This window comes from Pseudonocardia charpentierae (assembly GCF_031845345.1).
GTDB lineage: Bacteria > Actinomycetota > Actinomycetes > Mycobacteriales > Pseudonocardiaceae > Pseudonocardia > Pseudonocardia charpentierae.
In genome coordinates, this window is sequence record NZ_JAVREJ010000013.1 from 134,603 (window position 1) to 160,740 (window position 26,138).

The following is a 26,138-nucleotide window of genomic DNA, read 5'->3' on the forward strand; positions in this document are numbered from 1 at the left end:
CGCTCACTCGTCTTGCGCTGGCCTTTCCGCGTCACTGCATGCGACGCTTGTGGGCGCGAAAACCGCACGCGACGGTGCGTGCGGTCGGACCCGTACCAGGCCTGGCGACATCCCACCGAGGGGTCGTCGGCTGACCTCCGGCCGTCCGGAGGCGGCTCGCCCGCTCGGAAGGCTCGGTAAACCGGGCTCCCCCGATCGGACGAGTTGCTCGGTACACGGGTGCATCCGACACTTCGCACCAACTACACGTCGTCCCGATGCAGGCGTCGGGGTGCACCGAGACGACAGGAGGAACTCTTGGCTGCCACGAGCGACCGGGCCGTTGCCGCGACCGCCGGTATGTACTCCGCCGAGAACGAGCACGACGCATGCGGCGTGGCCCTGGTGGCCGACCTCGCCGGACGACGCGATCATTCGATCGTCCGGAGAGGCCTCACGGCGCTGCTGCGGCTCGAGCACCGCGGTGCCCGCGGCGCCGAGTACAACACCGGCGACGGTGTGGGCATCCTGATCCAGGTCCCCGACGAGTTCCTGCGCGGCGTCGTCGACTTCGCGCTGCCGCCGTCCGGGGAGTACGCGGTGGGCACCGCGTTCCTGCCCACGGACGACGAGCAGGCCGCGACCGCCGTCGCGCGGATCGAGAAGCTCGCCGCCGAGGAGAGCCTGCGGGTGCTCGGCTGGCGCGACGTCCCGACGGACGTCGACAAGGCCGATATCGGCCCCAGCGCACGGGCGGCGATGCCACGGTTCCGTCAGCTGTTCGTCACCGCGGACGGCGACCCGGCGGATGCGCCGCTCACCGGGATCGCGCTCGAACGACGCACGTACTGCCTGCGCAAGCGCACGGAGCACGAGACGGGGATCTACTTCCCCAGCCTGTCGCCCCGCACGCTGGTCTACAAGGGCATGCTGGCCGAGCCGCAGCTCGAGGCCTTCTACCCCGACCTCGCGGACGAGCGGGTCACGAGCGCGCTGGCGCTGGTGCACTCCCGGTTCTCGACGAACACGTTCCCCTCGTGGTCGCTGGCGCACCCCTACCGCTACGTCGCGCACAACGGCGAGATCAACACCCTGCGCGGCAACCGCAACTGGATGGCCGCTCGCGAGGCGCTGCTGGCCACCGACCTCATCCCGGGCGACCTGGCGCGGCTCTCGCCGATCGTCACCCCGGACGCGAGCGACTCGGCGACCTTCGACGAGGTGCTCGAACTGCTGCACCTGGGCGGGCGCAGCCTGCCGCACGCGGTGCTGATGATGATCCCGGAGGCGTGGGAGAACCACGGGGAGATGGACCCGGCACGCCGGGCCTTCTACGAGTTCCACTCCACCCTCATGGAGCCCTGGGACGGCCCCGCGCTGGTCAGCTTCACCGACGGCACCGTCATCGGCGCCGTGCTCGACCGCAACGGCCTGCGCCCGGCCCGCTACTGGGTCACGGAGGACGGGCTGGTCGGGCTGGCCTCCGAGGTCGGAGTGCTGGACGTGCCCCCGGGCGCGGTCGTCAAGAAGGGGCGGCTGGAGCCGGGCCGCATGTTCCTCGTCGACACCGAGGCCGGCCGCATCGTCGACGACGCCGAGATCAAGGGCGCGCTGGCCGCCGAGCACCCGTACGAGGACTGGCTGCACGCCGGCCTGCTGCACCTCGACGACCTGCCCGTGCGCGACCGCGAGGTCTACTCGCACGCGGCACTGAGCCAGCGCCAGCAATCCTTCGGCTACACGGAGGAGGAGCTCAACGTCATCCTCAAGCCGATGGCCACCGCGGGCGCGGAGCCGATCGGCTCGATGGGCAACGACGCGGCGCTCGCCTTCCTCTCGGAGCGGTCGCGCGCGCTCTACGACTACTTCATCCAGCTCTTCGCCCAGGTGACCAACCCTCCGCTGGACGCGATCCGCGAAGAGCTGGTGACCTCGCTGCTCTGTCAGATCGGCTCCGAGCAGAACCTGCTCGCGCCGGGGCCTGCGAGCTGCCGCAAGGTCGTCCTGCCGTTCCCGGTGCTCGGCAACGACGAGCTCGCCAAGATCATCCACATCAACGACGACGGGAACCACCCCGGCTTCGCCTCCTACACCGTCCGCGGGGTCTTCCCGGCCGACGGGGGCGGCGAGGGGCTCGTGCGGCGCCTCGAGGAGATCAACGAAGAGGTCTCCGCGGCGATCGACGACGGCGCGCGGCTGATCGTGCTGTCGAGCCGCGGCGTCGACAAGGACAACGCCCCGATCCCGTCGCTGCTGCTGACCGGAGCGGTGCACCAGTACCTGGTCAGGGCGAAGACGCGCACCCGGGTCGGGCTGATCGCCGAGGCCGGCGACGCCCGCGAGGTGCACCACATCGCGCTGCTGCTCGGCTACGGCGCCGCCGCCGTCAACCCGTACCTGGCCATGGCGACCGTCGAGGATCTCGCGGCCCGCGGCGACATCCCCGGCGTCGACCCGGCGAACGCCGCGAAGAACCTGGTCAAGGCGCTGGGCAAGGGCGTCCGCAAGACCATGTCGAAGATGGGCGTGTCCACGGTCGCCTCCTACACCGGCGCGCAGATCTTCGAGGCCGTCGGGCTCGGCAAGGACGTCATCGACGCCTGCTTCACCGGCACGTCGTCGCGGCTGGGCGGCGTCGGCTTCGACGTCCTCGCCGAGGAGGTGCTGGCCCACCACCGCCGCGCCTACCCGGCCGACGGCGTGCGTGCCAACCACCGCTCGCTGATCACCGGCGGCGAGTACCAGTGGCGCCGCGAGGGCGAGATCCACCTGTTCAACCCGCAGACGGTCTTCCGCCTGCAGCACTCCACCCGCGCGGGCCGCTACGACATCTTCAAGCAGTACACCGAGGCCGTCGACAAGCAGGCGCACCGGCTGGCCACCCTGCGCGGGCTGTTCACCTTCAAGACCGGGCTCCGCCCGCCGGTGCCGATCGAGGAGGTCGAGCCGGTCGAGGAGATCGTCAAGCGGTTCGGCACAGGCGCGATCTCCTACGGCTCGATCAGCCAGGAGATGCACGAGACCCTCGCGATCGCGATGAACCGCCTCGGCGGCCGGTCGAACACGGGTGAGGGCGGCGAGGACTCCGACCGCTACACCCGCGACGCGAACGGCGACCTCCGGCGCAGCGCGGTCAAGCAGGTCGCATCCGGGCGCTTCGGCGTCACCAGCGAGTACCTGGTGAACTCCGACGACATCCAGATCAAGATCAGCCAGGGCGCCAAGCCCGGCGAGGGTGGCCAGCTGCCCGGCAGCAAGGTCTACCCGTGGATCGCCAAGACCCGTGGATCGACCCCGGGTGTCGGCCTGATCTCGCCGCCGCCGCACCACGACATCTACTCGATCGAAGACATCAAGCAGCTCATCCACGACCTCAAGAACGCGAACCCGAGGGCGCGCATCCACGTCAAGCTGGTCAGCGAGCTCGGCGTCGGCACGGTCGCGGCGGGCGTGGCGAAGGCGTACTCCGACGTCGTGCTCATCTCCGGGCACGACGGCGGCACGGGTGCCTCGCCGCTGAGCTCGATCAAGCACGCGGGTGGCCCATGGGAGCTGGGCTTGGCCGAGACCCAGCAGACCCTGCTGGTCAACGGCTTGCGCGACCGGATCGTCGTGCAGACCGACGGCCAGCTCAAGACCGGTCGCGACGTCGTGATCGCCGCGCTGCTCGGCGCGGAGGAGTTCGGCTTCGCGACGGCCCCGCTCGTGGTGTCGGGCTGCATCATGATGCGCGTCTGCCACCTCGACACCTGCCCCGTGGGTGTCGCCACGCAGAACCCGGAGCTGCGCAAGCGGTTCGACGGGCGGCCGGAGTACGTCGTCAACTTCATGCGCTTCATCGCGCAGGAGGTCCGCGAGTACCTCGCCGAGCTGGGCTTCCGGTCGATCGAGGAGGCCGTCGGGCAGAGCGAGGTCCTCGACGTCGACGCCGCCGTGCACCACTGGAAGACCGAGGGGCTGGACCTGCGGCCGATCTTCCACAAGCCCGAGCTGCCCGAGGGCGCGTCCCGGCACTGCACCACGAGCCAGGACCACGGGCTGGAGAAGGCCCTGGACAACACCCTGATCCAGCTCAGCGAGGGCGCGCTGAAGTCGGGCGACGCCGTCCGGCTGGATCTGCCCGTGCGCAACGTCAACCGCACGGTCGGCACCATGCTCGGCTACGAGGTGACCCGGAACTGGGGCGCCGACGGTCTGCCGGACAACACGATCGACGTCACGCTGACCGGCTCGGCAGGCCAGAGCTTCGGCGCGTTCCTGCCGCGCGGGGTAACCCTGCGGCTGGTCGGCGACAGCAACGACTTCGTCGGCAAGGGGCTGTCCGGCGGGCGCATCACGCTGCGCCCTGACCCGGAGGCGTCGTTCGTGGCGGAGGAGAACGTGATCGCCGGCAACGTGCTGCTCTACGGCGCGACGTCCGGGGAGCTGTTCGTCCGCGGCATCGTCGGCGAGCGGTTCTGCGTGCGGAACTCGGGCGCGCTGGCCGTCGTCGAGGGCGTGGGCGACCACGGCTGCGAGTACATGACCGGCGGCACGGCCGTCGTGCTCGGCCGGGTCGGCCGCAACTTCGCGGCCGGCATGTCCGGTGGCGTGGCGTACCTGCTCGACGCCACCCCAGGAATCGATGTGGGCCACCGCGTCAACCTCGAGATGGTGGACATCGACACGCTGGACGAAGACGACCGCAAGGTGCTGCGCGACGCCGTCGAGCGGCACCACGCGGAGACCGGCTCGGCGGTGGCCCACGGGCTGCTCACCGACTGGGACGACGCGGTCGACCGCTTCGTCAAGATCATGCCGAAGGACTTCAAGCGGGTCCTGCAGGCGCGCGAGGCGGCCGAGCGCGACGGCCGCGACCCCAACGTGGCGATCATGGAGGCCGCACATGGGTGACCCGAGAGGGTTCCTCACCACCACCCGGGAGGCGCCCACGCGCCGTCCGGTCGATCTGCGCCTGATGGACTGGCGCGAGGTCTACGAGGAGTTCCCCGACCAGAAGCTGGAGAAGCAGGCCGGGCGCTGCATGAACTGCGGCATCCCGTTCTGTCACCAGGGCTGCCCGCTGGGCAACCTCATCCCCGAGTGGAACGACCTCGTCTACCGCGACGAGTGGCGTGAGGCGATCGAGCGGCTGCACGCCACCAACAACTTCCCGGAGTTCACCGGCACGCTGTGCCCGGCGCCGTGCGAGGCCGCCTGCGTGCTGGCGATCAACAGCGACGCGGTGACGATCAAGCAGGTCGAGCTGCAGATCGTGGACCACGCGTGGCGGGAGGGCTGGGTCGTCCCCCAGCCCCCGCCGGTGAAGACGGGCAAGAAGGTCGCGGTCGTCGGGTCGGGCCCGTCGGGGCTCGCCGCGGCCCAGCAGCTCACCCGCGTCGGGCACGACGTCACGGTGTTCGAACGGGCCGACCGGATCGGTGGGCTGCTCCGCTACGGCATCCCCGAGTTCAAGATGGAGAAGTTCCGTCTGGACCGGCGCATCGCCCAGATGGAGGCCGAAGGCACCGTGTTCCGGCCGGGCACGAACGTCGGCACGGACGTCACCGTCGAGCAGCTGAAGACCGAGTTCGACGCGGTCGTGCTCGCCGGCGGTGCCACGGCGGCCCGCGACCTGCCCGCGCCCGGCCGCGAGTTCACCGGCATCTACCAGGCGATGGAGTACCTCCCGTGGGCCAACCGGGTCCAGCAGGGCGACCTGGACGAGCCGCCGATCACCGCGGCGGGCAAGCACGTGGTGATCGTCGGCGGCGGTGACACCGGCGCCGACTGCCTCGGCACCGCGCACCGGCAGGGCGCGGCGTCGGTCACGCAGCTGGAGATCATGCCGACCCCGCCGGAGAAGCGGACCGAGAACATGCCCTGGCCGACCTACCCCATGGTCTACCGGGTGGCCTCGGCGCACGAGGAGGGCGGCGAGCGGCGCTACGCGGTGAACACCGTCGAGTTCACCGGCGACGCCGACGGCAACGTCGCGACGCAGCGGCTCGTGGAGGTCACCCGCGACGCGAACGGCCGGTTCGTCGCCGTGGAGGGCACCGAGCACGAGATCCCGGCGCAGCTGGTGCTCCTCGCGATGGGCTTCGTCGGCCCGGAGAAGGGCCCGCTGCTCGAGGGCCTGGGCGTGGACCTCGACCCGCGCGGCAACGTCGCGCGCGACGAGAACTTCATGACCAGCGTCCCGGGGGTGTTCACGGCGGGTGACATGGGCCGGGGGCAGTCGCTGATCGTGTGGGCGATCTCGGAGGGCCGCGCCGCGGCGGCAGGGGTCGACGAGTACCTCACCGGACGCACGGTGCTGCCGCGCCCGATCGCCCCGACGGACCGCCCGCTGGTGGCCTGACCGAGAAGGACGACGCGAGGGCCCGGCCGCAGTGCGCGGCCGGGCCCTCGTCGCCGCTACGGGTGGCGCGGGGGATTGCAGCATGGTGGCTTTGCTGCACTCCGACCGCAGCAAAGCCACCATGCTGCGAACACCGACCGGCCCCCACACAGGCGCGCTGGCTCAGCCGTCGCGCTGCAACCCCGTCCGCAGGCGCTCCGCGCCCGCCGTCCCGTAGCGGTCGAGCACCCGCGCACGGATCGCCTTGTCCGTACGCGGGACCGGCTCGACGAAGATCTCGGCGATGTCCGGGAACCGCTCGCGCAGGTCGGCGTCGATCGCCGCGCAGGCCCGTTCCAGCGAAGCCGCGTCCAGGGCGTCGTCGAAGTCGAGGCGGGCGCACAGCAGGATCTGGTCGGTGCCCAGCGTCATCGTCAGCAGGTCGACCACCTGCTCGACCTCCTGCCGCTCGGCCAGAGCGTCGCGCAGGGCGTAGACGGTCTTCCGGTCGGCCTGGCGGCCGATCAGCAGACCCTTGTTCGTGCCACCCAGGATGTAGGCGACGACCGTCAGCAGCACGGCGATCAGCACCGATGCCAGCCCGTCCCAGAACGCGGATCCGGTGAGCTGGTGCAGCCCGACTCCCCCGAACGCGAGCAGCAGGCCGATCAGCGCGGCGCTGTCCTCGAAGAACACAGTCTTGACCGTGGGGTCGTCGGTCTCGCGCAGCCAGCGCAACGGCGTGGTCTCGTCGTTCCGCGCCTCGTTGCGCAGCTGCCGGACGGCTTGGAGCCACGACGTCCCCTCGAGGACGAAGGAGACGCCGAGCACGGCGTAGGCGATCCACGCCAGCGTCTGCTCCTCGCTCTCGCCGAACATCGTCCGGATGCCCTCGTACGCGGCGAAGACGGCACCGGAGACGAAGATGCTGACCGCGGCGATGAGGGCCCAGAAGAAGCGCTCCTTGCCGTACCCGAAGGGATGCTGCCGGTCCGGCTTGCGGTCGGAGCGCCTGAGAGCGGTCAGCAGCAGCACCTCGGTCGCCGTGTCCGCCACGCTGTGCGCGGCCTCGGCGTACATGGCCGCCGAGCCGGTGAAGATCGCTGCGACCAGCTTGAGCACGCCGATCCCGGCGTTGGCTCCCATCGCCACGAGAACGGTCAGCGTGCTCTCGCCGCCGCCCTTCGCGTCCTGCTCGTCCTTCTCGTCCACCACTTGCGAAGGCTAAGTTCGCCGGTGCGACGTCGCACGATCGATGTCCCGAACGGATGAAGATGTCGCCTTTCGGGCGGTCCGCCAACCTTGGGCACAACCACAGGGCGACTCGAGCGTTGATCGTGATGACCGGTGTCGGGGGAACGGGGAGCCTCCCCCGACACCGGTCGACGTTCTCCAGCCGCGACGGGTTCATCGTCGCCTCGCCGGGTATCCGCGGCACATGACGCCGGGCGACGACGTGAATCAGGATCCCACGACGCTGGACTCGGCGATGGACACGGGCAGCGACGTCGGAGAACCGGGCGATCGGCCGGACGACGGGCCGCTGACCGAGGACGAGCGCGATCTGCTCGACCAGCTCACCCACGACCACCGGCCCGACGTCGTCACCGACGCCCCCGAGGACTCGCCTGCCGCTGCTCAGGCGGCCGTCGACGACACGGTTCTGCCGGGCATCGAGCCGACTCCCGGAGCAGATCCCGACGACCCGGCGTTCCGGGCCCCCGACATCAGGGAGTGACGAGAGCGGGGGCCACCGGCGCCGTGGCGACCGGCAGGACGACCGCGACGGGTGCCGGAGCCGGCGCCTCCGTGACCGCGACGACCACCGGACGGCGGCGGGCCCGCAGCCGCTGGACGAGCGCGAATCCACCGGCCGTCAGCACGGCCATGGCCACGCCGGCGGCCAGGCTCAGGAACGGGTTGCCCCCGACGATCGGGCCCAGCAGCATGCCGACGGCGAGCATGTACAGGCTCCACACCGACGAGCTGACCAGCGAACCTGCCACGAAGCGGCGCAGCGGTAGGCCGACGCGGCCGGCGGCCGCGGTGCTCACCAGGCGCCCGCCGGGCAGCAGCCGGGCGCCGACGAGAGCGACGACGGGACGCCGGAAGAGGTTGGCCTTGACCCACTGCGTCAAGCTGCACTCCGCGCGGGCAGCGGCCGGCAGGAAGCGGTTCGAGCTCCGGCCGAGCCAGAAGCAGATCATGTCGCCCGCGACGGATCCAACGACCGCGGCCGCGAAGAGTCCGATGATGCCGCGGACATCGTGGGTCCCGAAGGCGGCGGCGGCGGCGGACATGAGGATGGTCTCGCTGGGCAGGACGGGGACGGGGCCGTCGGCAGCGATCATCACGGCGAGGACGGGCAGAAGCCAGAGGCTGTGCAGACAGGCGTCGAACAGCCTCACGAGATCCACCGTGTGGTCCTCCTCGGTCCGGCCCACCGACGCGGAGCCGGGGGACGTGCGGTGCCGGGTGTGGCGCTTGAAGCGTGACAGACGCTCTTCGGGCGGCACATGGGGGCTTCCCCTGCTTCCACCCTGAGGAAGTCCACCCCTACCCGAGGTGTCTCGCCCGTGACATCTGCAGCGTTACCGTAGCGTTATTTCTTCCCGGGTCTGAGCCGGGGGTCCACACGTTGCCCGGCACAGTCGGCGGCGTCCGACCGTCCCGGATCACCCTGAGCAGGCGCGACGTCCACCGGCGCGTCGACACAGCAGTGTGTGATCCCCACATGAATTAGTGGCGAAGTATGGAGGTCCGGTCTACAGACGTGCCGGGTGACCGGGCTTACGGTCTTCCACCATGGCAAACCAGTCCGACGGCCCGCTGACCGGCCGCACCGCCCTCGTCACCGGCGCCGCCAGCGGGATCGGTGCAGTGGTGGCCAGGCGGATGGCCGCAGACGGCGCCACCGTGCTGGCCGTCGACCGCGACGAGACCGGGGTCAAGGCGCTGGCCCGCGACGTGGCCGGGATCGAAGCCGTCGTTTGCGACCTGTCCGACCTCGCCGCGGTGGACGCGCTGCCCGGCGAGGTGGACGTGCTGGTCAACAACGCCGGGCTGCAGCACGTCTCGCCGGTGCACGAGTTCGACCCCGAACGGTTCTCCCTGATCCTCAAGATCATGTTGGAGGCACCGTTCCGCCTGTCCCGGCGGGTCCTGCCGCACATGTACGACCGCGGCTGGGGCCGGATCATCAACATCTCGAGCGTGCACGGCCTGCGGGCGAGCGCGTTCAAGTCGGCCTACGTCACGGCCAAGCACGGCCTCGAGGGGCTGTCGAAGGTGATCGCCCTGGAAGGCGCACCGCACGGCGTCACGAGCAACTGCGTCAGCCCGGCATACGTGCGGACGCCCCTGGTCGAGAAGCAGATCGCCGACCAGGCGGCCCGGCACGGGATCGGCGAGGACGAGGTCATCGAGAAGATCATGTTGACCCCGGTCGCCGTGAAGCGGCTGGTCGAGCCCGATGAGGTGGCCGAACTGGCTGCGGTGTTCTACGGGCCGGCGTCGGCGTCGATCTCCGGGGCGTCGCTCTCGCTCGACGGGGGCTGGACGGCGCACTAACCGCGATACAGGGCGGATGAACCAGCCCGGGTGCGAGGGGTTCCCGGGCAACATCGGCGAGGCGATCGGGAGAAACGATGACGCGCGCAGCAGGACGACCCGGACCCGACACGGGCTCCGGCACGAACATCGTCAAGGTCGTGGCCGCCAGCATGGCCGGCACGACCGTCGAGTGGTACGACTTCTTCCTCTACGGCGTCGCGGCGGCGCTCGTGTTCCCGGCGGTGTTCTTCCCGGCGAGCGATCCCGCCGTGGGGACGCTCGCCTCGCTCGGCACCTTCGCGATCGGGTTCATCGCCCGCCCGGTCGGAGGTCTGGTCTTCGGGCACTACGGCGACAAGATCGGCCGCAAGAAACTGCTGGTCTTCAGCCTGTTGCTGATGGGTGCGGCGACGTTCGCCATCGGGCTCCTGCCCGGTTACGCGACGATCGGGATCTGGGCACCGACGCTGCTCGTCGTGCTGCGCCTGATCCAGGGGTTCGCCCTCGGTGGCGAGTGGGGCGGGGCCGTCCTGATCGTGAGCGAGCACGGTGACCCCGCCCGCCGCGGGTACTGGGCGAGCTGGCCGCAGGCCGGAGTGCCGCTGGGACAGCTGCTGGCGAACGGGCTGCTCTTCCTACTCGCCGCGGTCCAGACGGACGAGGCGTTCGCGGCGTGGGGCTGGCGGGTCGCGTTCCTCGCCTCCGCGCTGCTGGTGCTGATCGGGCTCTGGATCCGGCTCGCCGTCGAGGAGTCGCCGGTGTTCCGCGAGGCACAGGCCCAGGCGGCCGAGCGGGCAGCTTCGGGCGAGAAGGACTCGATGCCGATCCTCGAGGTGTTCCGGCGCTACCCGCGCGAGGTGTTCACCGCGATGGGCGCCCGGTTCGCCGAGAACGTCTCGTACTACATCTTCACGATCGTCATCTCCACCTACGCGACGCAGCGCCTCGGCCTGTCGAGCCGGTTCGTGCTGGGCGCGGTGCTCATCGGTGCCGTGGTGCACCTGATCACGATCCCGATCTGGGGCGCGCTGTCCGACCGCTACGGGCGCAAGCCGCTCTACCTTCTCGGTGCCGGCGGTGTCGGGGTGTGGGCGTTCGCGTTCATCTGGCTCGTCGACACGAAGAACTTCGCCCTCATCGCGATCGCGGTGGTCGTCGGGCTGGTGCTGCACGGGGCCATGTACGGCCCGCAGGCGGCGTTCCTGTCCGAGCTGTTCGGGACGAAGGTGCGCTACTCGGGCGTCTCGATCGGCTACCAGCTCGCGTCCATCTTCGCCGGGGGCATCGCACCGCTCGTCGCGGTGTACCTCTACACGACCTTCGACAGCGGCTACGCCGTGGCTGTCTACGTGGCGGTCTGCGCGCTGGTCACGATCCTGGCGGTGGCCACGTACACCGAGACCAGCCGTCGTGACCTCGCCGAGGACCACGGCATCGGCGACTCCAAGCCATGGAGCGGCACCCGCTGAGCGCCTCCCCCGCCGACGACCTGAGCGAGAGCGGCCTTCGCCGCTCTCGCTCGGCCGCGGAGCACGTCGATGGCAGGATCGACATCGTGCCCCGCACCGCCCTCGAGCTGCTCCGGTTGCTCGCGGCGGACGCGCCGGCCGAGCAGATCGAGGAGAAGGCCAGGGCGCTGGCCGCGGCCGATCCCGACGACGGCGACGCCGCCCGCGACCTCGCGCTGCGGGTGCGCGCCGGGCTCGACGCGTTCCGGCGGCGCGAAGCCGAGCTGTCCGCGCTCGTCGACACCGCACGTGATCTGGCCTCGCTGCCCGACCCCGGCGACGTCCTCGACGCGATCGTGCGCCGCGCCCGCACGTTGCTGCGCGCGGACGTCGCCTACCTGACCCTGCACGATCCCGAACGCGGCGACACCTACATGCGGGCGACGGCCGGCTCGGTGTCGGCGCGGTTCCAGGCGCTGCGGCTGCCGCTGGGCGCCGGGCTGGGCGGGCTCGTCGCGCAGACCCGCCGCCCGTACTGGAGCGCCGACTACCCCGCGGACGAGCAGTTCCGGCACACGAACGAGATCGACGCGGCGGTCGACGACGAGGGCCTGATCGGGATCTGCGGCACGCCCCTGCTGGTCGGCGACGAGTTCGTGGGCGTGCTGTTCGCCTCGAACCGGACCCGTCGCCGGTTCCACCACGACGAGGTGGCCCTGCTGGGTTCGCTGGCCGCACTCGCCGCCGTCTCGCTGGTCCAGTCCCGCCGCGCCGCCGCGACGGCCGCGACGCTGGCCGCGCTGTCGACCGCGCACGAGGGCATCGCCCAGGCCGCGGCGGCACACGACCGGTTCGTCGGGGTCGTCCTGGCAGGGGGCGGTGTCGACGACATCACGGCGGTGCTCGGCGAGGTGCTGGCCTGCTGGGTGGCGGTGCTCGACGTCGACGGGAGCCGGCTCGCAGCCCACGGCCCGGTGCCGGACAGGCTCGGCCGGAACCCGTCGAACGGGAGCGCGAACGGCAGCGCGGAGGGGTTCGCCGATCCTCTCGCCGACGCGCCCGCGGTCCGGCGCTCCGCGGAGACGGGCCGGCTCGCCGAGGCGGACGGCATGTGGGCGGTCGCCGTGACCGCTGCGGGCCAGCGGCTGGGCACGCTGGTCCTCGGCGGCCGCGGGGGTCTCGACGCGGGGCAGGGCCGCACCGTCGAGCGCGCAGCGATGGTCACCGCGGTGGTGCTGGCGTTCCGGTTGCGGGCGGCCGAGACGGACCAACGGGTCCGCACCGACCTGCTCACGGAGCTCCTCAGCCGCATTCCGGGGGCGGAGCAGACCGCGGTGGACCGGGGCCTCGTCGAGCGTGGCCGGGTGCTGGGCCTGCGGCTGCAGACCCCCCATGTCCTGGCGGTGTGCCGGTGCGACGAACCCCGCCGCCGGGGCATCGCGCTGGCCGCGGGCGCACTCGGCGACGGGCGGGCGTTGGTCGCCGAGCACGGCGACGGCGTCGTCGTGCTGCTGCCCGGCCGCGACGCCTCGGCCGCGGCGACCGACCTCGTCCGGCGTGTCGGCGGTCCCGCGGCGAGCGGGACCGTGACGGTCGGCGCGAGCGGTCCGTTGACGCCGGCGCGCGGACTCGCCACCGCCTACGCCGAGGCGGGACGGACGGCGGACGCGCTCGTTGCGCTGGGGTTGGCGGGAACAGGCGGCTCGGCCAGGGACCTCGGCTTCGCCGGCCTGGTGCTGGGCGCGGGCGCGGACGTCGAGGGCTACCTGGCGCGGGTCCTCGGTCCCCTGCTCGACTACGACGTCCGCCGCGGCAGCGACCTCGCCGGCACGCTGGCGGCGTACTTCTCCGCGGGCGCGAGCCCCCGACGGGCGGCCTCCGCCTTGCACGTGCACGTCAACACCGTGAGCCAGCGCCTCGACCGCGTGGCCTCCCTGCTCGGTGACGACTGGCAGTCCCCGGAGCGCGCGCTCGAGATCCAGCTCGCCCTGCGCCTGCATCGGCTGCGTACCACGCGGCAGGGGTAGCCCTGCACCACGGTGAGGGTCGGCCCTCTGCCCCGGAACGCCCCGGCAGCGAACACTCGCCGGTGCCCGGGAGGAGCAGCACATGGCCGAGTCATCGCATCCACCGCAGTCATCGCCGCTGGCACGGCACGCAGGCGCCGTCGCGCTCACCGCAGGCGTCTTCTTCGCCGTCACCGATCTCGGCCGGTTCCCCCTGGTCGACGACCGCCTGGTGCTCGCCACTGACCCCGTGGTGCTGACGGTCAACGCCGCGTTCTTCTTCGCCTTCGTCGGATTGCTGGTCGCACTCGTCGCCCTGCACGAGCGGCTGGGCCCCGCATGCGGGCGGTTCGGCCTGTTCGCCTTCCTCGTCGCCCTGCTCGGCACGATGACGCAGGGCGGGAACATGTGGTTCGACGCCTTCGCTGCACCCTGGCTCGCGGAGGTGCTGCCGCAGGCCTTCGTCGTTTCGAAGACGACGATCCTGCAGGTCGGCGGGTTGCTCAGCTACGTGCTGCTCGCGCTCGGCTGGGCGCTGCAGGGCGTCGCCTGGCTGCGGGCGCGGGTCGTCCCCGTCGCGGTGTCGGTCGCGGTCGTCGTCGGCGGCTTACTCGCCTACAACTCGGGGATGCCGCCCTACGGCACCCCGCTGGGCCTCGCGGTAGCCGCGCTCGGCGGCTGGCTGATCACCCAGGACCGGCAGCACGCGCGAGCACAGACGCAAGACTCGCGCACACAGACGCAAGACTCGCGTACCTGAGCGCAAGACTCGCGGGACGTACGTGACGACGTGGCGCGAGTCTTGCGTTCCTGCACGCGAGTCTTGCGTTCCTGCACGCGAGTCTTGCGTTTCGGTACGCCTGGGGTCAGGACGTCGGCAGCTCCGCGGCGACGACCGTCCCGCCGCCCGGCGGGCTCGTCACCCGCAGCCGGCCGCCGAGGGCCTCCACACGGTCGGCGAGGCCGCGCAGGCCGGTGCCCGCGGAGGGGTCGGCGCCGCCCACCCCGTCGTCGGCGATCTCGACCCCCGCACCGGTCGCGCTACGGGTGAGCCGGACGGTCACCGCCGTGGCGCCGGCGTACTTCGCCACGTTCGCCAGCGCCTCCGACGCCACAAAGTACGCCGCGAACTCGACCGGCCTCGGCAGTCGGGGGCCGGGCTCGACGACCAGCTCCGTCGGGACCGCCGAGCGTAAGACCAGCGCCTGGAGCGCCGGTTCGAGGCCCTGCTCGAGCGCCGCCGGGTGGATCCCCCGCGCAAGTTCGCGCAGTTCGGCCAGGGACATGGCGAGTTCGGCGCTCGCACCGGCGACCAGTTGCTCGGCGGCGCCCGGGTCGTCCCGGATGCGCCGTTGGATCAGCGAGAGCTGCAGTGCCAAGGTGACCAGCCGCTGCTGGGCGCCGTCGTGGAGGTCGCGCTCGATGCGACGCCGTTCGGTGTCGGCGGCGGTGACGAGCCGCTGCCGGGAGGCCTGGAGCTCGGCGAGCCGCGCGTCGGACTGCGCCTGCAGCAGTCGGTTCTCCAGTGCGATCGTCGCCGCCCCACCGACGGCCTCGACCAGCTCGGGGTCGTCGTCGAGCGACCGGTCGTACACGAGCGCGGCGACCGCCACGCCGTCGCGCGACATCCGCGACACCGATCGGCCGGACGCCGACCTGGGGAGTTCGACCGGCGCGCCGTCGACGTCGACGAATCCGCCGTCCGGCACGGCGTAGGCGATCGCGAACGCCGGGTCGTGCAGCACCCGTGCCAGTGCCGTCTGCAGGTCGGCGGGATGCATCGTGGCGAGCCCGCCGAACAGGTCGGCCAGACCGCCGCGCGCCAGCCGGGACCGCAACAGGCCCGTGAGGAACGCGACCGGCACGAGCACGATCGAGCACACCGTGATCCACAGGAGGAGCGGGTGACGCGTGCCGCCCCAGACGAGGTCGACGGTCAGCAGCACCGACCACAGGAGCAGGCAGAGCGCACCCGCGACGCTCGGCAGCATCGCGCGGCGCCCCGGAGTCGAGGACGCGCGCCAACGCACGGCGACGACGACGGCCGTGCCCACCGAGAGCGCGAGGTAGAGGCCACGCTGCACCGTGTCGACGACCTGGGCGATCTCCGCGTCCGGGACGACGAGCAGGAACGTGGCGGGGTCGTCGGCGAAGACCAGCCAGAGCGGGGCGAGAACGACGATCTCGACGACCACCGCGCCGACGAGCACGCGATCGACGGTCGTCGGCAACCGGCCGCCCGTGCGGTAGGTCAGGAGCAGCGGGATGAAGAAGAGCGTCCACAGGTCGGAGAGCCAGCTCGCGACGGTCGCCGCGAACAGGGACTCATGCTCGGAGAAGAGCGCCGGCAGGAGGAACGCGAAGCCGGTGGCCGTCATCAACATGCCGCTGCGGCTGTCCGGGCGGCGTTGCCAGGCGACCAGGCCACAGGCGGTGAAGGACCCGCCGACCAGGCGCAGGACGACCTCGATGGGATTCACCGGGCCACCGCGGAGCACGAGGGGCGCGAGTACGGCCACCTCGGCCACCGCTGCGGCGGACCAGAGCGCGACCCGGACGCCGCGCCGATGGATCGCCACGGCGACGCGGTCGAACAGCTCGGAACCGCTCCCGGTCCGGGGCCGAACGACCGTGTCGCCCGCCATCGCTCCCGCCGATCGTCGCGAGGCCAGCCGGCCGGCGGCCGGTCCGGCTGGCGGCCGACTCTAGACCGCGCGACGGCCGGGTCGAAAGGCCCGAGGGAGCCGACCGACCGCGCTCAGCGTGCGGCCGGCTCCACCTGACCCGCCGCCTTCGAGGCCGCCGGGGCGGCCCGCCACGCTCCGGGGTCGAGAACGATCACACCGAGGGCGAGGGCGAACCAGAGCACCCCGGTCAGCCAGTCCATGCGCGCGGCGTCCGCACCGGTGAACCCGAGCGCGCCGTAGTGCACACCCTGGGCGATGTGGAACACCAGCGTCATGAGGACGCTGCCGCCGGTGCGGTTGAACAGCCACACGTAGACCAGCGTGATCGCGAAGGTGATCGGGAGAGCGACGGCGGCGAGCTGGCCGGTCACCACCAGCGGCAGGTGCCACAGGGCCACGAAGACGGCCAGGACGAGGCCGGACGCCAGCGGTGAGCGCTGTGCCTGGAGCTGCGGGAGCGCGTAGCCCCGCCAGCCGGGCTCCTCCCCCAGCGGTCCGTCGAGCGGGTTGACGAACCGGACCGCCGCGCCGAGCGCGAGCTGCGACCAGGCCATCGTGGCCAGAACGGGTGCCGGTGCGCCCCAGATCGCCACGTTGGCGACCGCAGCGACGGCCAGGACGGCGAGCGGCGTGCCCACGGCGACCAGCCACCACGTCCAGCCGACCCGCCAGCGGATCATCCGGGCGCCCAGGTCCCGGTAGCCGGCCCGACCCTCCGCGATGCCGATGACGATCAGCGCCGCGACCAGCGGACCGCACGGGAAGAACGCCGTGGGGGCCAGGTCGACCGCGTAGAACGGCCACGACCACCACGACAGGAGGAACGTGAGGCCGAAGAACGCGACGAGACGGTGCCGCCGGGTCCAGGTGACGATGGCTGACATGGCGGCTCCTCTGTTGCGGGACGGTCGCCATGAACTGTCTGGCGGGACGGCGGCCGGCAGTAGCGGGCGGACCCGGGGAACGCGGCAGGGTTGACCCTGTGGTGCGTGCGCCGACGATCGGCGGAGCATCGGGGCATGGCAGTGCGGGTGCTCATCGTCGACGACCACGCGCCGTTCCGGGCGCTCGCGCGCATGGTGCTGGTCGCCGACGGGTTCGACGTCGTGGGCGAGGCCGGCGACGGTCCCGACGCCCTCGTCGCGGCCCACGACCTGCACCCGGACGTCGTGCTGCTCGACGTGCAACTACCTGGGGCCGACGGGTTCGCCGTCGCCGAGGAACTCGCGGCGCATCCGCCCGCCCCGGCGGTCGTGCTGGTGTCGAGCCGGTCGCGGAGCGACTACGGCAACCGGGTCGCCGAGAACGTTGCGCGCGGCTTCATCGCCAAGGACGAACTGAGTGGCGCGGCGCTGCGTCTGGTGCTCGGCGAGGAGACGCGGGCGCCGTAAGCGGGAGAACCGTGCTTGACAGGGCCACAGCGGCTCCCCGACGTTGTCGCCATGTCGCAGACGACCGCTTCCCGGCCGGCCCTCCGGGTTGCGCTCGCCGACGACGCCGCGCTGTTCCGGCAAGGTCTGGCCCTGTTGCTCGCCGACGCCGGCTTCACCGTCACCGCGCGAGCCGCCGACGCGCAGGCACTGCTCCGCGCCGTGCACGCCGACCCGCCCGACGCCGTCGTGGTCGACATCCGGATGCCGCCGACCCACACCACGGAGGGGCTCGACGCCGCCCGGACGCTCGCCTCGACCCACCCCGCCGTCGGGGTCCTCGTCCTCTCCGCACATGTCGAGCCGGGTTACGCGCTCGAACTGCTCGAGTCGGGTGCGCGCGGGGCCGGCTACCTCCTGAAGGAGCGGGTGGCCGACGTCGACGAGTTGGGCGACGCCGTCCGGCGCGTCGCGGCGGGCGGCCTCGTCGTCGACCCCTCCGTGGTCGCCGAACTCGTCGGCCGTCGACGGGCGCACAACCCGCTCGACGACCTGACCGAGCGAGAACGCGAGGTCCTGACCCTCATGGCGGAAGGCCGGTCGAACCAGGCCATCTGCCGACGGCTGTTCCTCAGCCCGAAGACGGTGGAGGCCTACGTGCGGACCATGTTCACCAAGCTCGGGCTCGACGCCGCACCCGACGACAACCGGCGCGTGTTGGCGGTGCTCGCCTTCCTGCGCCGCTGACGGGCAGCGACCCGTGGACGAGGGTTTTCCCTGGACAGCTCGCGGGTCGGCCCGGTGCCGCGGCAGCACCGGGCCGTCGATTCTCGACGGGTCACCCCGAGGAGGAGACCGATGGCCGACTGGCTCGCCGATGTGGCGTCGTGGGCGTGGGCGCGCCACCACAACGTCCTCAGCTGGTACGTGCGCCCCCTGTTCTTCCTGCCCTTCTGCTGGTTCGCCTACCGGCGGAGCGCGACGGGCATGGTGCTCACGTTGATCGCACTGGCCACGTCGATGGCCTGGTTCCCGGCCCCGGCGCGTCCTGACCCCGCGGTCGTCCACTTCCTCCAGGTCGAGCGCGACTACCTGCTCGGGGAGTGGACGCCCGCGAAGATCGCGATATCGCTGATCGTCCCCCTGACCTTCTGCGCACTCGCGGCCGCGATCTGGCGGCGCTCGCTGGTCTGGGCGTTCGTCGTCGTCAACGCGGCGCTGCTGTTCAAGATCGGCTGGAGTTACTGGTTCGACGAGAGCGGAACGGGCGCCGACGCGCTCGTCGTCCCCGCCCTGACGGGCCTCGTCGTCGTCGATTTCGGGCTGCTGGTGGCCGCCCGCCTGCGCCGTCGGAACCGCGCGAGCGACCCGACCGTCGCCCACGGCTAGACCCGGACGCGCCGCGCACAGCGGCCTCCGGACTCCCACCCAACCGCGATCATGTGTGTAGCTGCGGGACGGCCGGGTACCGTCGGGAGAGACGGAGACGATGGTGGGCGCATACGTGGATGCACCTCGTGACGACAGGTCCGGCGGCGACACACCCCGGAACGGGCTTCCTCGAGGCACGACCGCGCGCACGGCCCGGATCGCGGCCCTGCCGCTGGCTTTCGGCGGCCGTGCGGTCGCAGGCTGGGGACGGCGGCTCGCCGGCGCGGATGCCGACGCCGTATCCGCCGCGATGATGGAACGCAACGCCGAGCAGCTGTTCGCCGTGCTCGGCCAGTTGCGCGGCGGCGCGATGAAGGTCGGCCAGGCGCTGGCCGTCTACGAGTCGATGATGCCCGCCGAGCTGGCGGAGCCCTACCGCCGCGCTCTCGTGCGCCTGCAGGCACAGGGGCCGCCGCTGCCTGCGCGCGACGTGCACCGCATGCTCGACGAACAGCTGGGCCGGCAGTGGCGCACCCGGTTGCCCGAGTTCGACGACGTGCCCACGGCCGCGGCGAGCATCGGGCAGGTGCACCGGGCGCGGACCGCGCAGGGGCGGCCCGTCGCGGTCAAGGTCCAGTACCCGGGCGCCGACCAGGCCCTGGAGACGGACCTGCGGGTGCTCGAGCGGTTCGCCCGGCTGTTCACGCTGATCGTCCCGGGGCTCGACGCGCGGGCGGTGATGCGGGAGCTGCGGGCCCGCACGCTGGAGGAGCTCGACTACCGCGCCGAGGCCGACCACCAGCGCGCCTTCGCCGCCGAGTACGGCGGCGGCGAGCACCTGCACGTGCCGGCCGTGATCGCCTCGGCGCCCAAGGTGCTGGTGTCGGAGTGGCTCGACGGGACGTCGCTGGCGAGGATCATCGGGCAGCCGGCCGAGGAAGGCGCCGATCTCCACGCCCACGACCGGCACGGGCACACGATCGTCGAGACGATGTTCTCCTCGCCGGTACGGATCGGATTGCTGCACGCCGACCCGCACCCCGGCAACTTCCTGCTCCTGACCGACGGCCGGCTGGGGATGGTCGACTTCGGTGCGACCGCGGCGATGCCCGGGGGGATACCGCCGGTGCTGGCCCGGACGCTGCGTCACATGGCGGACGGCGAGCGGGAGCAGATGATGGCGCTGCTGCGCGCCGAGGGTTTCATCCACGGCGACATCGGGCCGGACGACGTGCTCGCCTACATCGGGGCGTTGGCCGACCCGCTCCGGGTACCGCGGTTCCGCTTCGACCGGGCGTGGATGGCGGCCCAGGGAGCGCGCGTGGCGGACCTGCGGGGCGCGGCGTACCGGGAGACCGGACGGGCGCTGACCCTGCCGGCGGACCACCTCGTGTTCCTGCGGGTGCTGACCGGCTGGATGAACGTGCTGGCCCAGCTCGACTGCACGGTCGCGGTCCGCGGGATCGTCGAGAAATGGGTGCCGGCGTTCGCCGAAGGGTGATCCTCCGGGTGCAGGGGTAGTCGGGGACATGAGCGACCCGACCGACGACGACCGCACCGACGAGGGCACGATCGACGAGGACAGGGACATCTCCGACGTCGGCCTGGCCCACGCAGGTGACGACGTGCGGACCGGCCAGACCGCCGACGGCTCGGACGCCGACGAGGCCGCCCTCGACGAGGTCTTCCCGGCCGCCGACGACGCCTCGTGACCGGACGGCGTCGCAGCCGCCCGTCACTGGCCCGTTAGTGTGCACCCATGACCGACGGACCCCTCATGTCGGCAGACACCGCACGCGTCGGGTCGGCGGTCGTCCTGACCGTCGGTGGCGAGGTGGACCTGCACACCGCGCCCCAGCTCGTCGACACGGTGGTCGCCGCCCTGCACCCTCCCGGCGGGGGTGTCCCCGACGGTGTCCCGGTCGAGTCGGTCATCGCCGACCTCACCCGAGTGGCCTTCCTCAGCTCCGCAGGGCTCGGCACGCTCGCCGCGCTGGCCACGCGCCTGGGCGACGACGGGATCGCGCTACGGCTGGTCGCCGGCGAGAACAAGGCCGTCACCCGTCCCTGGACGGCCATGCACCTGGGCGACCTGCTGCGCCTCTACCCGGATCTGGACACCGCGCTGAAGAACTGAGCCCGCGCCGCGGGGGTCAGCGGGCCGACTCGAGCGGCAGCGCCTTCGTCGCGATCACGCCGACGACGCACGGCCACGAGACCGGCACCGTCAGGCAGCCCGCACACTGGCCGTCGTCGCGGCGGTGGTGCTCGAGCAAGATCCGACGGGCCCCACCAGGCTGTTCGGCCACGAACCGGATGGCGGCCTCCACCGCGTTGCCGATCTCGTACCCCTCGATCGTCGCCACACCCATGACCGTTGCCCCCATCCTTTGCGACACCGTCGCCGTCTCCGACCCCGACACTGAGGTCCAACGAGCGAGAAGCCCGTTGGCAGCGCCGATCGGTACGCTCGGCGCTATCGACCTTCTGTTGGGTGAGATCGGCGTTGAGGGCTTGACGTCCGTGCGGAGTTACGCCATACCGCTGCACACGCGGTTCCGCGGCATCACCTCCCGGGAGGGCCTGGTCGTCGAGGGCCCGGCGGGATGGGGCGAGTTCTGCCCGTTCCCCGAGTACGGCGACGCCGAGGCGACCGCCTGGCTCGCCGCGGCCGTCGAGCAGGCCACCGTCGGGTGGCCCGCGCCCGTCCGCGACGCGGTGCCGGTGAACGCGATCGTGCCGGCGGTCGGCCCGGAGCAGGCCCACGCGGCTGCGGCCCGGTCGGGCTGCCGCACCGCGAAGGTCAAGGTCGCCGACCACCCGGGGTCGCTGGCCGACGACATCGCCCGGGTGGAGGCGGTCCGCGACGCGCTGGGTCCCGGCGGCGCCGTGCGCGTCGACGCCAACGGGGCCTGGGACGTCGACACCGCCGTCGCGGCCCTCCGCGCGCTGGACCGGGCCGCGGGCGGCCTCGAGTACGCCGAGCAGCCCTGCCGCACGATCGACGAGCTCGCCGCCGTCCGCAGGCGGGTGGACGTGCGGATCGCGGCCGACGAGTCGATCCGGCGCGCCGACGACCCGCTGCGAGTGGCGGTCGCGGGCGCCGCGGACGTCGCGGTGCTCAAGTGCACGCCGCTGGGCGGGGTCGCCCGGGCCCTGCAGGTCGCCGAGGCCGCCGGCCTGCCGTGCGTCGTGTCGTCGGCGTTGGAGACCAGCGTCGGCTTGGCGGCCGAGCTCGCACTGGCGGCTGCACTGCCGGAGCTGGAGTTCGCGTGCGGGCTCGGGACCCTGGCGCTGCTCGACGGCGATCTCGTGCCCGACACGGCCGCGCTGCGTCCGGTGGACGGATGGCTGGCGGTCCCCCGCACTCCCCCGGTCCCCGACCCGGCCCTGCTCGACGCCCACGCGATGACCGATCCCGAGCGGGCTCGGTGGTGGCGCGACCGGCTCACTCGGGTCGCCGAGTTGTCGGCACTGAAAAAATCCTGATCGGTTGCCACAATGCGCCGTGGCTCCGAGCGCGGATCGGCGGGTGTTCTTCGTGGGCGACTCCTTCGTCGCCGGAGTCGGCGACCCCCAGCACCGGGGATGGGTGGGCCGGCTGGCCGAGCGGGCGCACCGGATCGGAGCGCCGATCACGGCCTACAACCTCGGGGTCCGGCGTGACACGAGCGACGACATCATCCGCCGCTGGGCGGACGAGGTCGCGGTGCGTCGGGGCGCGGGCGCCCAGGAGCGGCTGGTCGTCTCGTTCGGGGTGAACGACACGACGGACGACGGCCGGGCCACGCGGGTCGCCCCGGAGTACAGCGTCGCGAACCTGCACACACTGCTCGCCGACGCTGCTGCGGCGGGCCTGCCGGTGCTGATGGTCGGGCCCCCGCCGGTGGCCGACCCGGTGCAGAACCGGCGGATCGCGGCGTTGGACGAGCAGTTCGCCGCGGTCTGCGCGGAGACCGGGGCGCCGTTCGTGACGGTGTTCGCGCCCCTGCGGGACGCACCGGTGTGGATGGACGAGGTCGCGGCAGGCGCCGGCGCGCACCCCGCGGCGGCGGGCTACGACCTGCTCGCGGACCTCGTGGAGCCGGTGTGGCAGGAGTGGCTGCTCTCGGACTGATCACGCCTTGGTGGGCCGTCGCGCCCGCGAGGCCGTGGGTCAGGCGCGACGGCCCCCGCCGAGCAGTCCGCCCAGCAGATCGCCGAGGGGCCCGTTGAGCATGTCACCCAGCCCGCCCTGCTGCTGGCCACCCTGCTGCGGCCGGCCCTGCTGGCCGCCCATCCCCCCGAGGACGCTGCCGAGCAGGTCGCCGATCCCGCCCTGCTGCTGCCCGCCCGCGGCCGCTCCGCCGCCGAGCCGCTTCGCGAGGTAGGCCATGACGATCGGCGCGAGGATGGGCAGGAGCTTGCCCATGAGGTCCTGCGTGGTGGACGACCCGCCGGTCGTGCCGAGCTGCTGGACGACCTGCTGCTGCTGGGCGCCGAAGACGTGGCCGACGATCCGCTCGCCGTCCTTCTCGTCGACCCCGTCGAGGTTCACCCCACCCTCGACCAGGTCGTTGTCGTGCTGGCGGACGGCGGAGGCGAAGGACTCGGCGCCGCCCGGATCCGCGGTGTTGGCCTGGATCCCCCCGAGCAGCGCGGGCAACGCCTGCCGGGTGGCCTCCTCGGCGGTGCCCTCGTCCACGCCGAGGCGGTTGGCGAGGTCGGCCAGCGGAATCCGGGAAAGAATGTCGTCGACAGCAGTCATGAACGTCACGCTAGCGGTTCCGGCTTTCCGGATCGTCGAAAGATCAATTCTCGGTGCCTTCGGTTGCGCCGGGGGTCGAACCATGTGGACCACCCGTCACCCTTCCGCGAAGGAGTAATCACCCGATCGCACTATGCGCACTGTTACCCTTTGCCACAACGAGCGGCGTCGAGCGAGCGGCAATGGCTTGCGAGGAGGCGGTGACGGCGCGTGCGTGAGCAGTTCCGGGTCGACCTTCGCGGCATCGTCGACGTCATCGGGCACCACCTCTACAGCAGCGAGCGCGTGTATCTGCGCGAGCTGGTGCAGAACGCCCGCGACGCCGTCACCGCCCGGGCCGAGCTCGGCCACGACGTCGAGGGCCTCATCGAGATCGAGCCGGCGTGGGGGACGTATCCGCTGATCGTCCGCGACAACGGCATCGGACTCACGGCGGACGACATGCGCAATCTGCTCTCGATGATCGGCAGCACGTCGAAGCGCGACGACTTCGCGATGGCGCGGCGCGACTTCCTGGGGCAGTTCGGGATCGGCCTGCTGTCCGCTTTTCTCGTTGCCGACTCCATCGAGGTCGTGTCGCGCTCGGCCCGCACTCCCGACGCGCCCACGATGCGCTGGGTCGGGTCGAGCGACGGGACCTTCACCATCCAGGAGACCGCACGACAGCTGCCCGGACCGGGTACGGAGGTGTGGTTGCACCCGCGCTACCGCGCCCACCGGTGGTGCGACGACGACGCGGTCCGCGGCTTCGCGAGCGAGTTCTTCGCGTTGCTCGACGTTCCCGTGTGGGTCGGCGACACGCTCGTCTCCCAGCAGGTGCCGCCGTGGAAGCTCACGCCCGACGAGCAGTTCGCCTGGTGCCAGGAGAACTTCGGCTTCGACCCGATGGGCGTCATCCCGCTGGGTTCGTCGTCGACCGACGTGACGGGGGCGGCCTTCGTCCTGCCCTATACGGCCCAGCCCGGCTACCGCACCGGCGACCGGATCTACTCCAAGGGCATGCTCGTCGCCGACACGGACGATCTCGTCGTTCCCCGGTGGGCGTTCTTCTGCCGCGCCGTGATCGATGTCGGCGAGCTGCCGCTGACGGCGGCACGGGAGGGCCTCCAGGAGTCGCGCGCGCTGGAGTTCGCGCGCAGGCGGATCGGGTTCCGGCTGCTCAGCGAGCTGATCCTGGTCCACGGCATGTACCCGAAGGTCTACCGCGACATCGTCTCCCTGCACGCCGACGGACTGAAGGCACTGGCGGTCCAGGAGTCCGACGTCCGCGAGCTGCTGCGTTCCACGCTGCCCTACCGCACCACGATCGGCGACCGCACCATCCAGCAACTCCTCGACAGTCCCGGCCCCGTCCGCTACGTCCGCGAGACGGACACCTACCACGCTCTGCGTGACGTCGCGGTCCACGCGGGCGTGCTGCTCGTCGACGCGAGCGGTGCGCACGAGGCCGATCTGCTGCGGGTCGTCGACGAGGACAAGCACTTCCGTGAGGTCACGGCGCACGACGTGATCGCCCTGGCCCGTCCCGTGCCGCTGGCGGATCAGCGGGCGGTGGCGTTGATCATGAAGGCCGACCGGGCGTTGTACGACGAGAGCGTGTCCGTCCAGGTGGCGAGCTTCGAGCCGGCCGACCGGGCCGCCCTGTGGTGGCCTGCCGACGAGCGCTCCCCCGTCGACGTGCGCGGGGTGCTGGTACTGAACGCGTCGAGCACGGCGGTGAAGCGGCTGCTCGACGCTCGCGCCGACACCGACATCACCGCGCCGCTCAACGCCCTCTTCGTCACCGCCCTGCTGCTCGGTCGCGTCCCACCGACGGACGCGCACCTGGCGCTGCTCCGGACAGCCGTCGCCGACATGATCGAAGCGCGTCCTACCTGATCTCGGCTCTTGTACAATTGTTGACAACCGGACCGCTATGCTCGGTGATGAGCAAGGAGGTCCACCCCGTGACTGCCGAACCCCTCGTCAACCTGGACCGCAGCACTCTGCGGGAACGCGCGCTGGAGGCACTGCGGTCGGCGATCACGTCAGGCCAGTACCGGCCGGGCGATCACCTCGGCGAGGTGGAGCTGGCGACCAACCTGGGGATCAGCCGGGGCACGGTGCGCGAAGCACTGCGGCACCTGCAGCAAGAGGGGCTGGTGACCGCGAGCAACCGCAACATGCTGCGCGTCAGCACGATCTCCCCGCGAGACGTCCGTGAACTGTTCCGCGTGCGCGCAGCGCTGGAGGGGCTCGCCCTCTCGGAGATCATCGCCTCGCCGCAGCGCAAGAAGGCCGTTCTGGCATTGCGTGAGGCGCTGTCCCGCCTCGCCGACACCGACGACGCCGGCGACTTCACGACCCGACTGGAGGCCGACCTCGGCTTCCACCTCCTGCTGTGCGAACTCTCCGGCAACGCGGTGCTCGTCGAGGCATGGCGCTACCTCGAGGGCCGCATCCGCGTCACGATCATGAATTGCGAATCCGTCGACACACCGTCGATGATGGCGCGAACCCGGCACGCCCCGATCGTCGACGCCATCGAGCGCGGCGACGTGGAGGCGGCCAGATCGGTGATCGAGCACCACATGGCGGCGGCGGCTCAGCAGTATGCACCGTCGGACGACGACGCCTGATCGAGCCGCTGGACGCTTGACGTCGGTGGCGATAGTCG

General features: G+C 71.9%; 23 protein-coding genes. 17 read left to right on the forward strand and 6 right to left on the reverse strand.

Translation table 11 applies throughout. The annotated features are described in order from the left end of the window. Positions 1 to 339 precede the first annotated feature (339 nt). Together gltB and RM445_RS18845 are read left to right on the forward strand one after the other, a co-directional pair. Positions 340 to 4,872 carry a glutamate synthase large subunit gene (gltB, locus tag RM445_RS18840; RefSeq protein WP_311558056.1) on the forward strand — a complete coding sequence of 1,511 codons (4,533 nt, stop codon included), beginning with the start codon at positions 340 to 342 and terminating at the stop codon, positions 4,870 to 4,872. Continuing rightward, positions 4,865 to 6,322, forward strand: coding sequence for a glutamate synthase subunit beta (locus RM445_RS18845; protein WP_311557964.1), 1,458 nt, complete (start codon positions 4,865 to 4,867; stop codon positions 6,320 to 6,322). Before gltB ends, RM445_RS18845 begins: the two co-directional genes overlap by 8 nt. A gap of 162 nt (positions 6,323 to 6,484) precedes the next feature. On the opposite strand, the gene RM445_RS18850 is transcribed toward RM445_RS18845, so the two are convergent. Then, positions 6,485 to 7,513, reverse strand: a complete 1,029-nt coding sequence (locus RM445_RS18850) for a cation diffusion facilitator family transporter (protein WP_311558057.1) — start codon at positions 7,511 to 7,513, stop codon at positions 6,485 to 6,487. Positions 7,514 to 7,739: 226 nt separating this feature from the next. On the opposite strand from RM445_RS18850, the gene RM445_RS18855 reads away from it, so the two are divergent. Further along, the gene (locus RM445_RS18855; RefSeq protein ID WP_311557966.1) at positions 7,740 to 8,039 is read left to right on the forward strand and encodes a hypothetical protein; all 300 of its coding nucleotides are present in this window, start codon (positions 7,740 to 7,742) and stop codon (positions 8,037 to 8,039) included. Here the strand turns inward: RM445_RS18855 and RM445_RS18860 are convergent. Further along, entirely contained in the window at positions 8,029 to 8,718 is a 690-nt protein-coding gene (locus tag RM445_RS18860) for a DedA family protein (RefSeq protein ID WP_311557968.1), read from the reverse strand. The genes RM445_RS18855 and RM445_RS18860 overlap by 11 nt on opposite strands. 388 nt (positions 8,719 to 9,106) lie before the next feature. Between RM445_RS18860 and RM445_RS18865 the strand changes: the two genes are divergently transcribed. The 4 genes from RM445_RS18865 (at position 9,107) to RM445_RS18880 (ending at position 14,067) form a co-directional block, all read left to right on the forward strand. Continuing rightward, positions 9,107 to 9,871, forward strand: a complete 765-nt coding sequence (locus RM445_RS18865) for a 3-hydroxybutyrate dehydrogenase (protein ID WP_311557970.1) — start codon at positions 9,107 to 9,109, stop codon at positions 9,869 to 9,871. Between the two features lie 77 nt (positions 9,872 to 9,948). Beyond that, the gene (locus RM445_RS18870) at positions 9,949 to 11,322 is read left to right on the forward strand and encodes an MFS transporter (protein ID WP_311557972.1); all 1,374 of its coding nucleotides are present in this window, start codon (positions 9,949 to 9,951) and stop codon (positions 11,320 to 11,322) included. Between the two features lie 86 nt (positions 11,323 to 11,408). Then, on the forward strand, positions 11,409 to 13,328 hold the full coding sequence (locus RM445_RS18875) for a helix-turn-helix domain-containing protein (protein ID WP_311557974.1): 1,920 nt from the start codon (positions 11,409 to 11,411) through the stop codon (positions 13,326 to 13,328). Between the two features lie 82 nt (positions 13,329 to 13,410). Then, on the forward strand, positions 13,411 to 14,067 hold the full coding sequence (locus RM445_RS18880; RefSeq protein ID WP_311557977.1) for a hypothetical protein: 657 nt from the start codon (positions 13,411 to 13,413) through the stop codon (positions 14,065 to 14,067). A 106-nt stretch (positions 14,068 to 14,173) separates the two neighbouring features. Here RM445_RS18880 and RM445_RS18885 read toward each other — a convergent pair whose 3' ends face one another. Then, the gene (locus RM445_RS18885; RefSeq protein ID WP_311557979.1) at positions 14,174 to 15,952 is read right to left on the reverse strand and encodes a sensor histidine kinase; all 1,779 of its coding nucleotides are present in this window, start codon (positions 15,950 to 15,952) and stop codon (positions 14,174 to 14,176) included. A 113-nt stretch (positions 15,953 to 16,065) separates the two neighbouring features. Continuing rightward, positions 16,066 to 16,878 carry a CPBP family intramembrane glutamic endopeptidase gene (locus RM445_RS18890; RefSeq protein ID WP_311557981.1) on the reverse strand — a complete coding sequence of 271 codons (813 nt, stop codon included), beginning with the start codon at positions 16,876 to 16,878 and terminating at the stop codon, positions 16,066 to 16,068. Positions 16,879 to 17,013: 135 nt separating this feature from the next. Here RM445_RS18890 and RM445_RS18895 point away from each other — a divergent pair, with 135 nt between their 5' ends. The 6 genes from RM445_RS18895 to RM445_RS18920 all read left to right on the forward strand — a co-directional run bounded on the left by RM445_RS18895 (position 17,014) and on the right by RM445_RS18920 (position 20,872). Next, complete coding sequence (locus RM445_RS18895) at positions 17,014 to 17,385, forward strand: response regulator (protein ID WP_311557983.1); 372 nt, start codon at positions 17,014 to 17,016, stop codon at positions 17,383 to 17,385. 51 nt (positions 17,386 to 17,436) lie between these two features. Further along, on the forward strand, positions 17,437 to 18,111 hold the full coding sequence (locus tag RM445_RS18900; RefSeq protein ID WP_311557985.1) for a response regulator transcription factor: 675 nt from the start codon (positions 17,437 to 17,439) through the stop codon (positions 18,109 to 18,111). Between the two features lie 111 nt (positions 18,112 to 18,222). Next, positions 18,223 to 18,753, forward strand: coding sequence for a hypothetical protein (locus RM445_RS18905; RefSeq protein ID WP_311557987.1), 531 nt, complete (start codon positions 18,223 to 18,225; stop codon positions 18,751 to 18,753). A gap of 115 nt (positions 18,754 to 18,868) precedes the next feature. Then, positions 18,869 to 20,236 (forward strand): ABC1 kinase family protein, encoded by a 1,368-nt coding sequence (locus RM445_RS18910; protein ID WP_311557989.1) that lies wholly within the window; start codon positions 18,869 to 18,871, stop codon positions 20,234 to 20,236. A gap of 28 nt (positions 20,237 to 20,264) precedes the next feature. Next, the gene (locus RM445_RS18915; RefSeq protein ID WP_311557991.1) at positions 20,265 to 20,447 is read left to right on the forward strand and encodes a hypothetical protein; all 183 of its coding nucleotides are present in this window, start codon (positions 20,265 to 20,267) and stop codon (positions 20,445 to 20,447) included. A gap of 47 nt (positions 20,448 to 20,494) precedes the next feature. Beyond that, positions 20,495 to 20,872 (forward strand): STAS domain-containing protein, encoded by a 378-nt coding sequence (locus RM445_RS18920; protein ID WP_311557993.1) that lies wholly within the window; start codon positions 20,495 to 20,497, stop codon positions 20,870 to 20,872. A 16-nt stretch (positions 20,873 to 20,888) separates the two neighbouring features. Here the strand turns inward: RM445_RS18920 and RM445_RS18925 are convergent, their stop codons facing one another. Next, entirely contained in the window at positions 20,889 to 21,107 is a 219-nt protein-coding gene (locus tag RM445_RS18925) for a hypothetical protein (RefSeq protein ID WP_311557995.1), read from the reverse strand. A 151-nt stretch (positions 21,108 to 21,258) separates the two neighbouring features. Here RM445_RS18925 and RM445_RS18930 point away from each other — a divergent pair, with 151 nt between their 5' ends. After that, positions 21,259 to 22,224 (forward strand): o-succinylbenzoate synthase, encoded by a 966-nt coding sequence (locus tag RM445_RS18930; RefSeq protein ID WP_311557997.1) that lies wholly within the window; start codon positions 21,259 to 21,261, stop codon positions 22,222 to 22,224. A 19-nt stretch (positions 22,225 to 22,243) separates the two neighbouring features. Beyond that, positions 22,244 to 22,852 carry a DUF459 domain-containing protein gene (locus RM445_RS18935; RefSeq protein ID WP_311557998.1) on the forward strand — a complete coding sequence of 203 codons (609 nt, stop codon included), beginning with the start codon at positions 22,244 to 22,246 and terminating at the stop codon, positions 22,850 to 22,852. Positions 22,853 to 22,891: 39 nt separating this feature from the next. On the opposite strand, the gene RM445_RS18940 is transcribed toward RM445_RS18935, so the two are convergent. Further along, the gene (locus RM445_RS18940) at positions 22,892 to 23,482 is read right to left on the reverse strand and encodes a DUF937 domain-containing protein (protein WP_311558000.1); all 591 of its coding nucleotides are present in this window, start codon (positions 23,480 to 23,482) and stop codon (positions 22,892 to 22,894) included. A 210-nt stretch (positions 23,483 to 23,692) separates the two neighbouring features. Here RM445_RS18940 and RM445_RS18945 point away from each other — a divergent pair, with 210 nt between their 5' ends. After that, the gene (locus RM445_RS18945) at positions 23,693 to 25,360 is read left to right on the forward strand and encodes an ATP-binding protein (protein ID WP_311558001.1); all 1,668 of its coding nucleotides are present in this window, start codon (positions 23,693 to 23,695) and stop codon (positions 25,358 to 25,360) included. Between the two features lie 68 nt (positions 25,361 to 25,428). Beyond that, the gene (locus RM445_RS18950) at positions 25,429 to 26,100 is read left to right on the forward strand and encodes a GntR family transcriptional regulator (RefSeq protein WP_311558002.1); all 672 of its coding nucleotides are present in this window, start codon (positions 25,429 to 25,431) and stop codon (positions 26,098 to 26,100) included. Positions 26,101 to 26,138 lie beyond the last annotated feature (38 nt).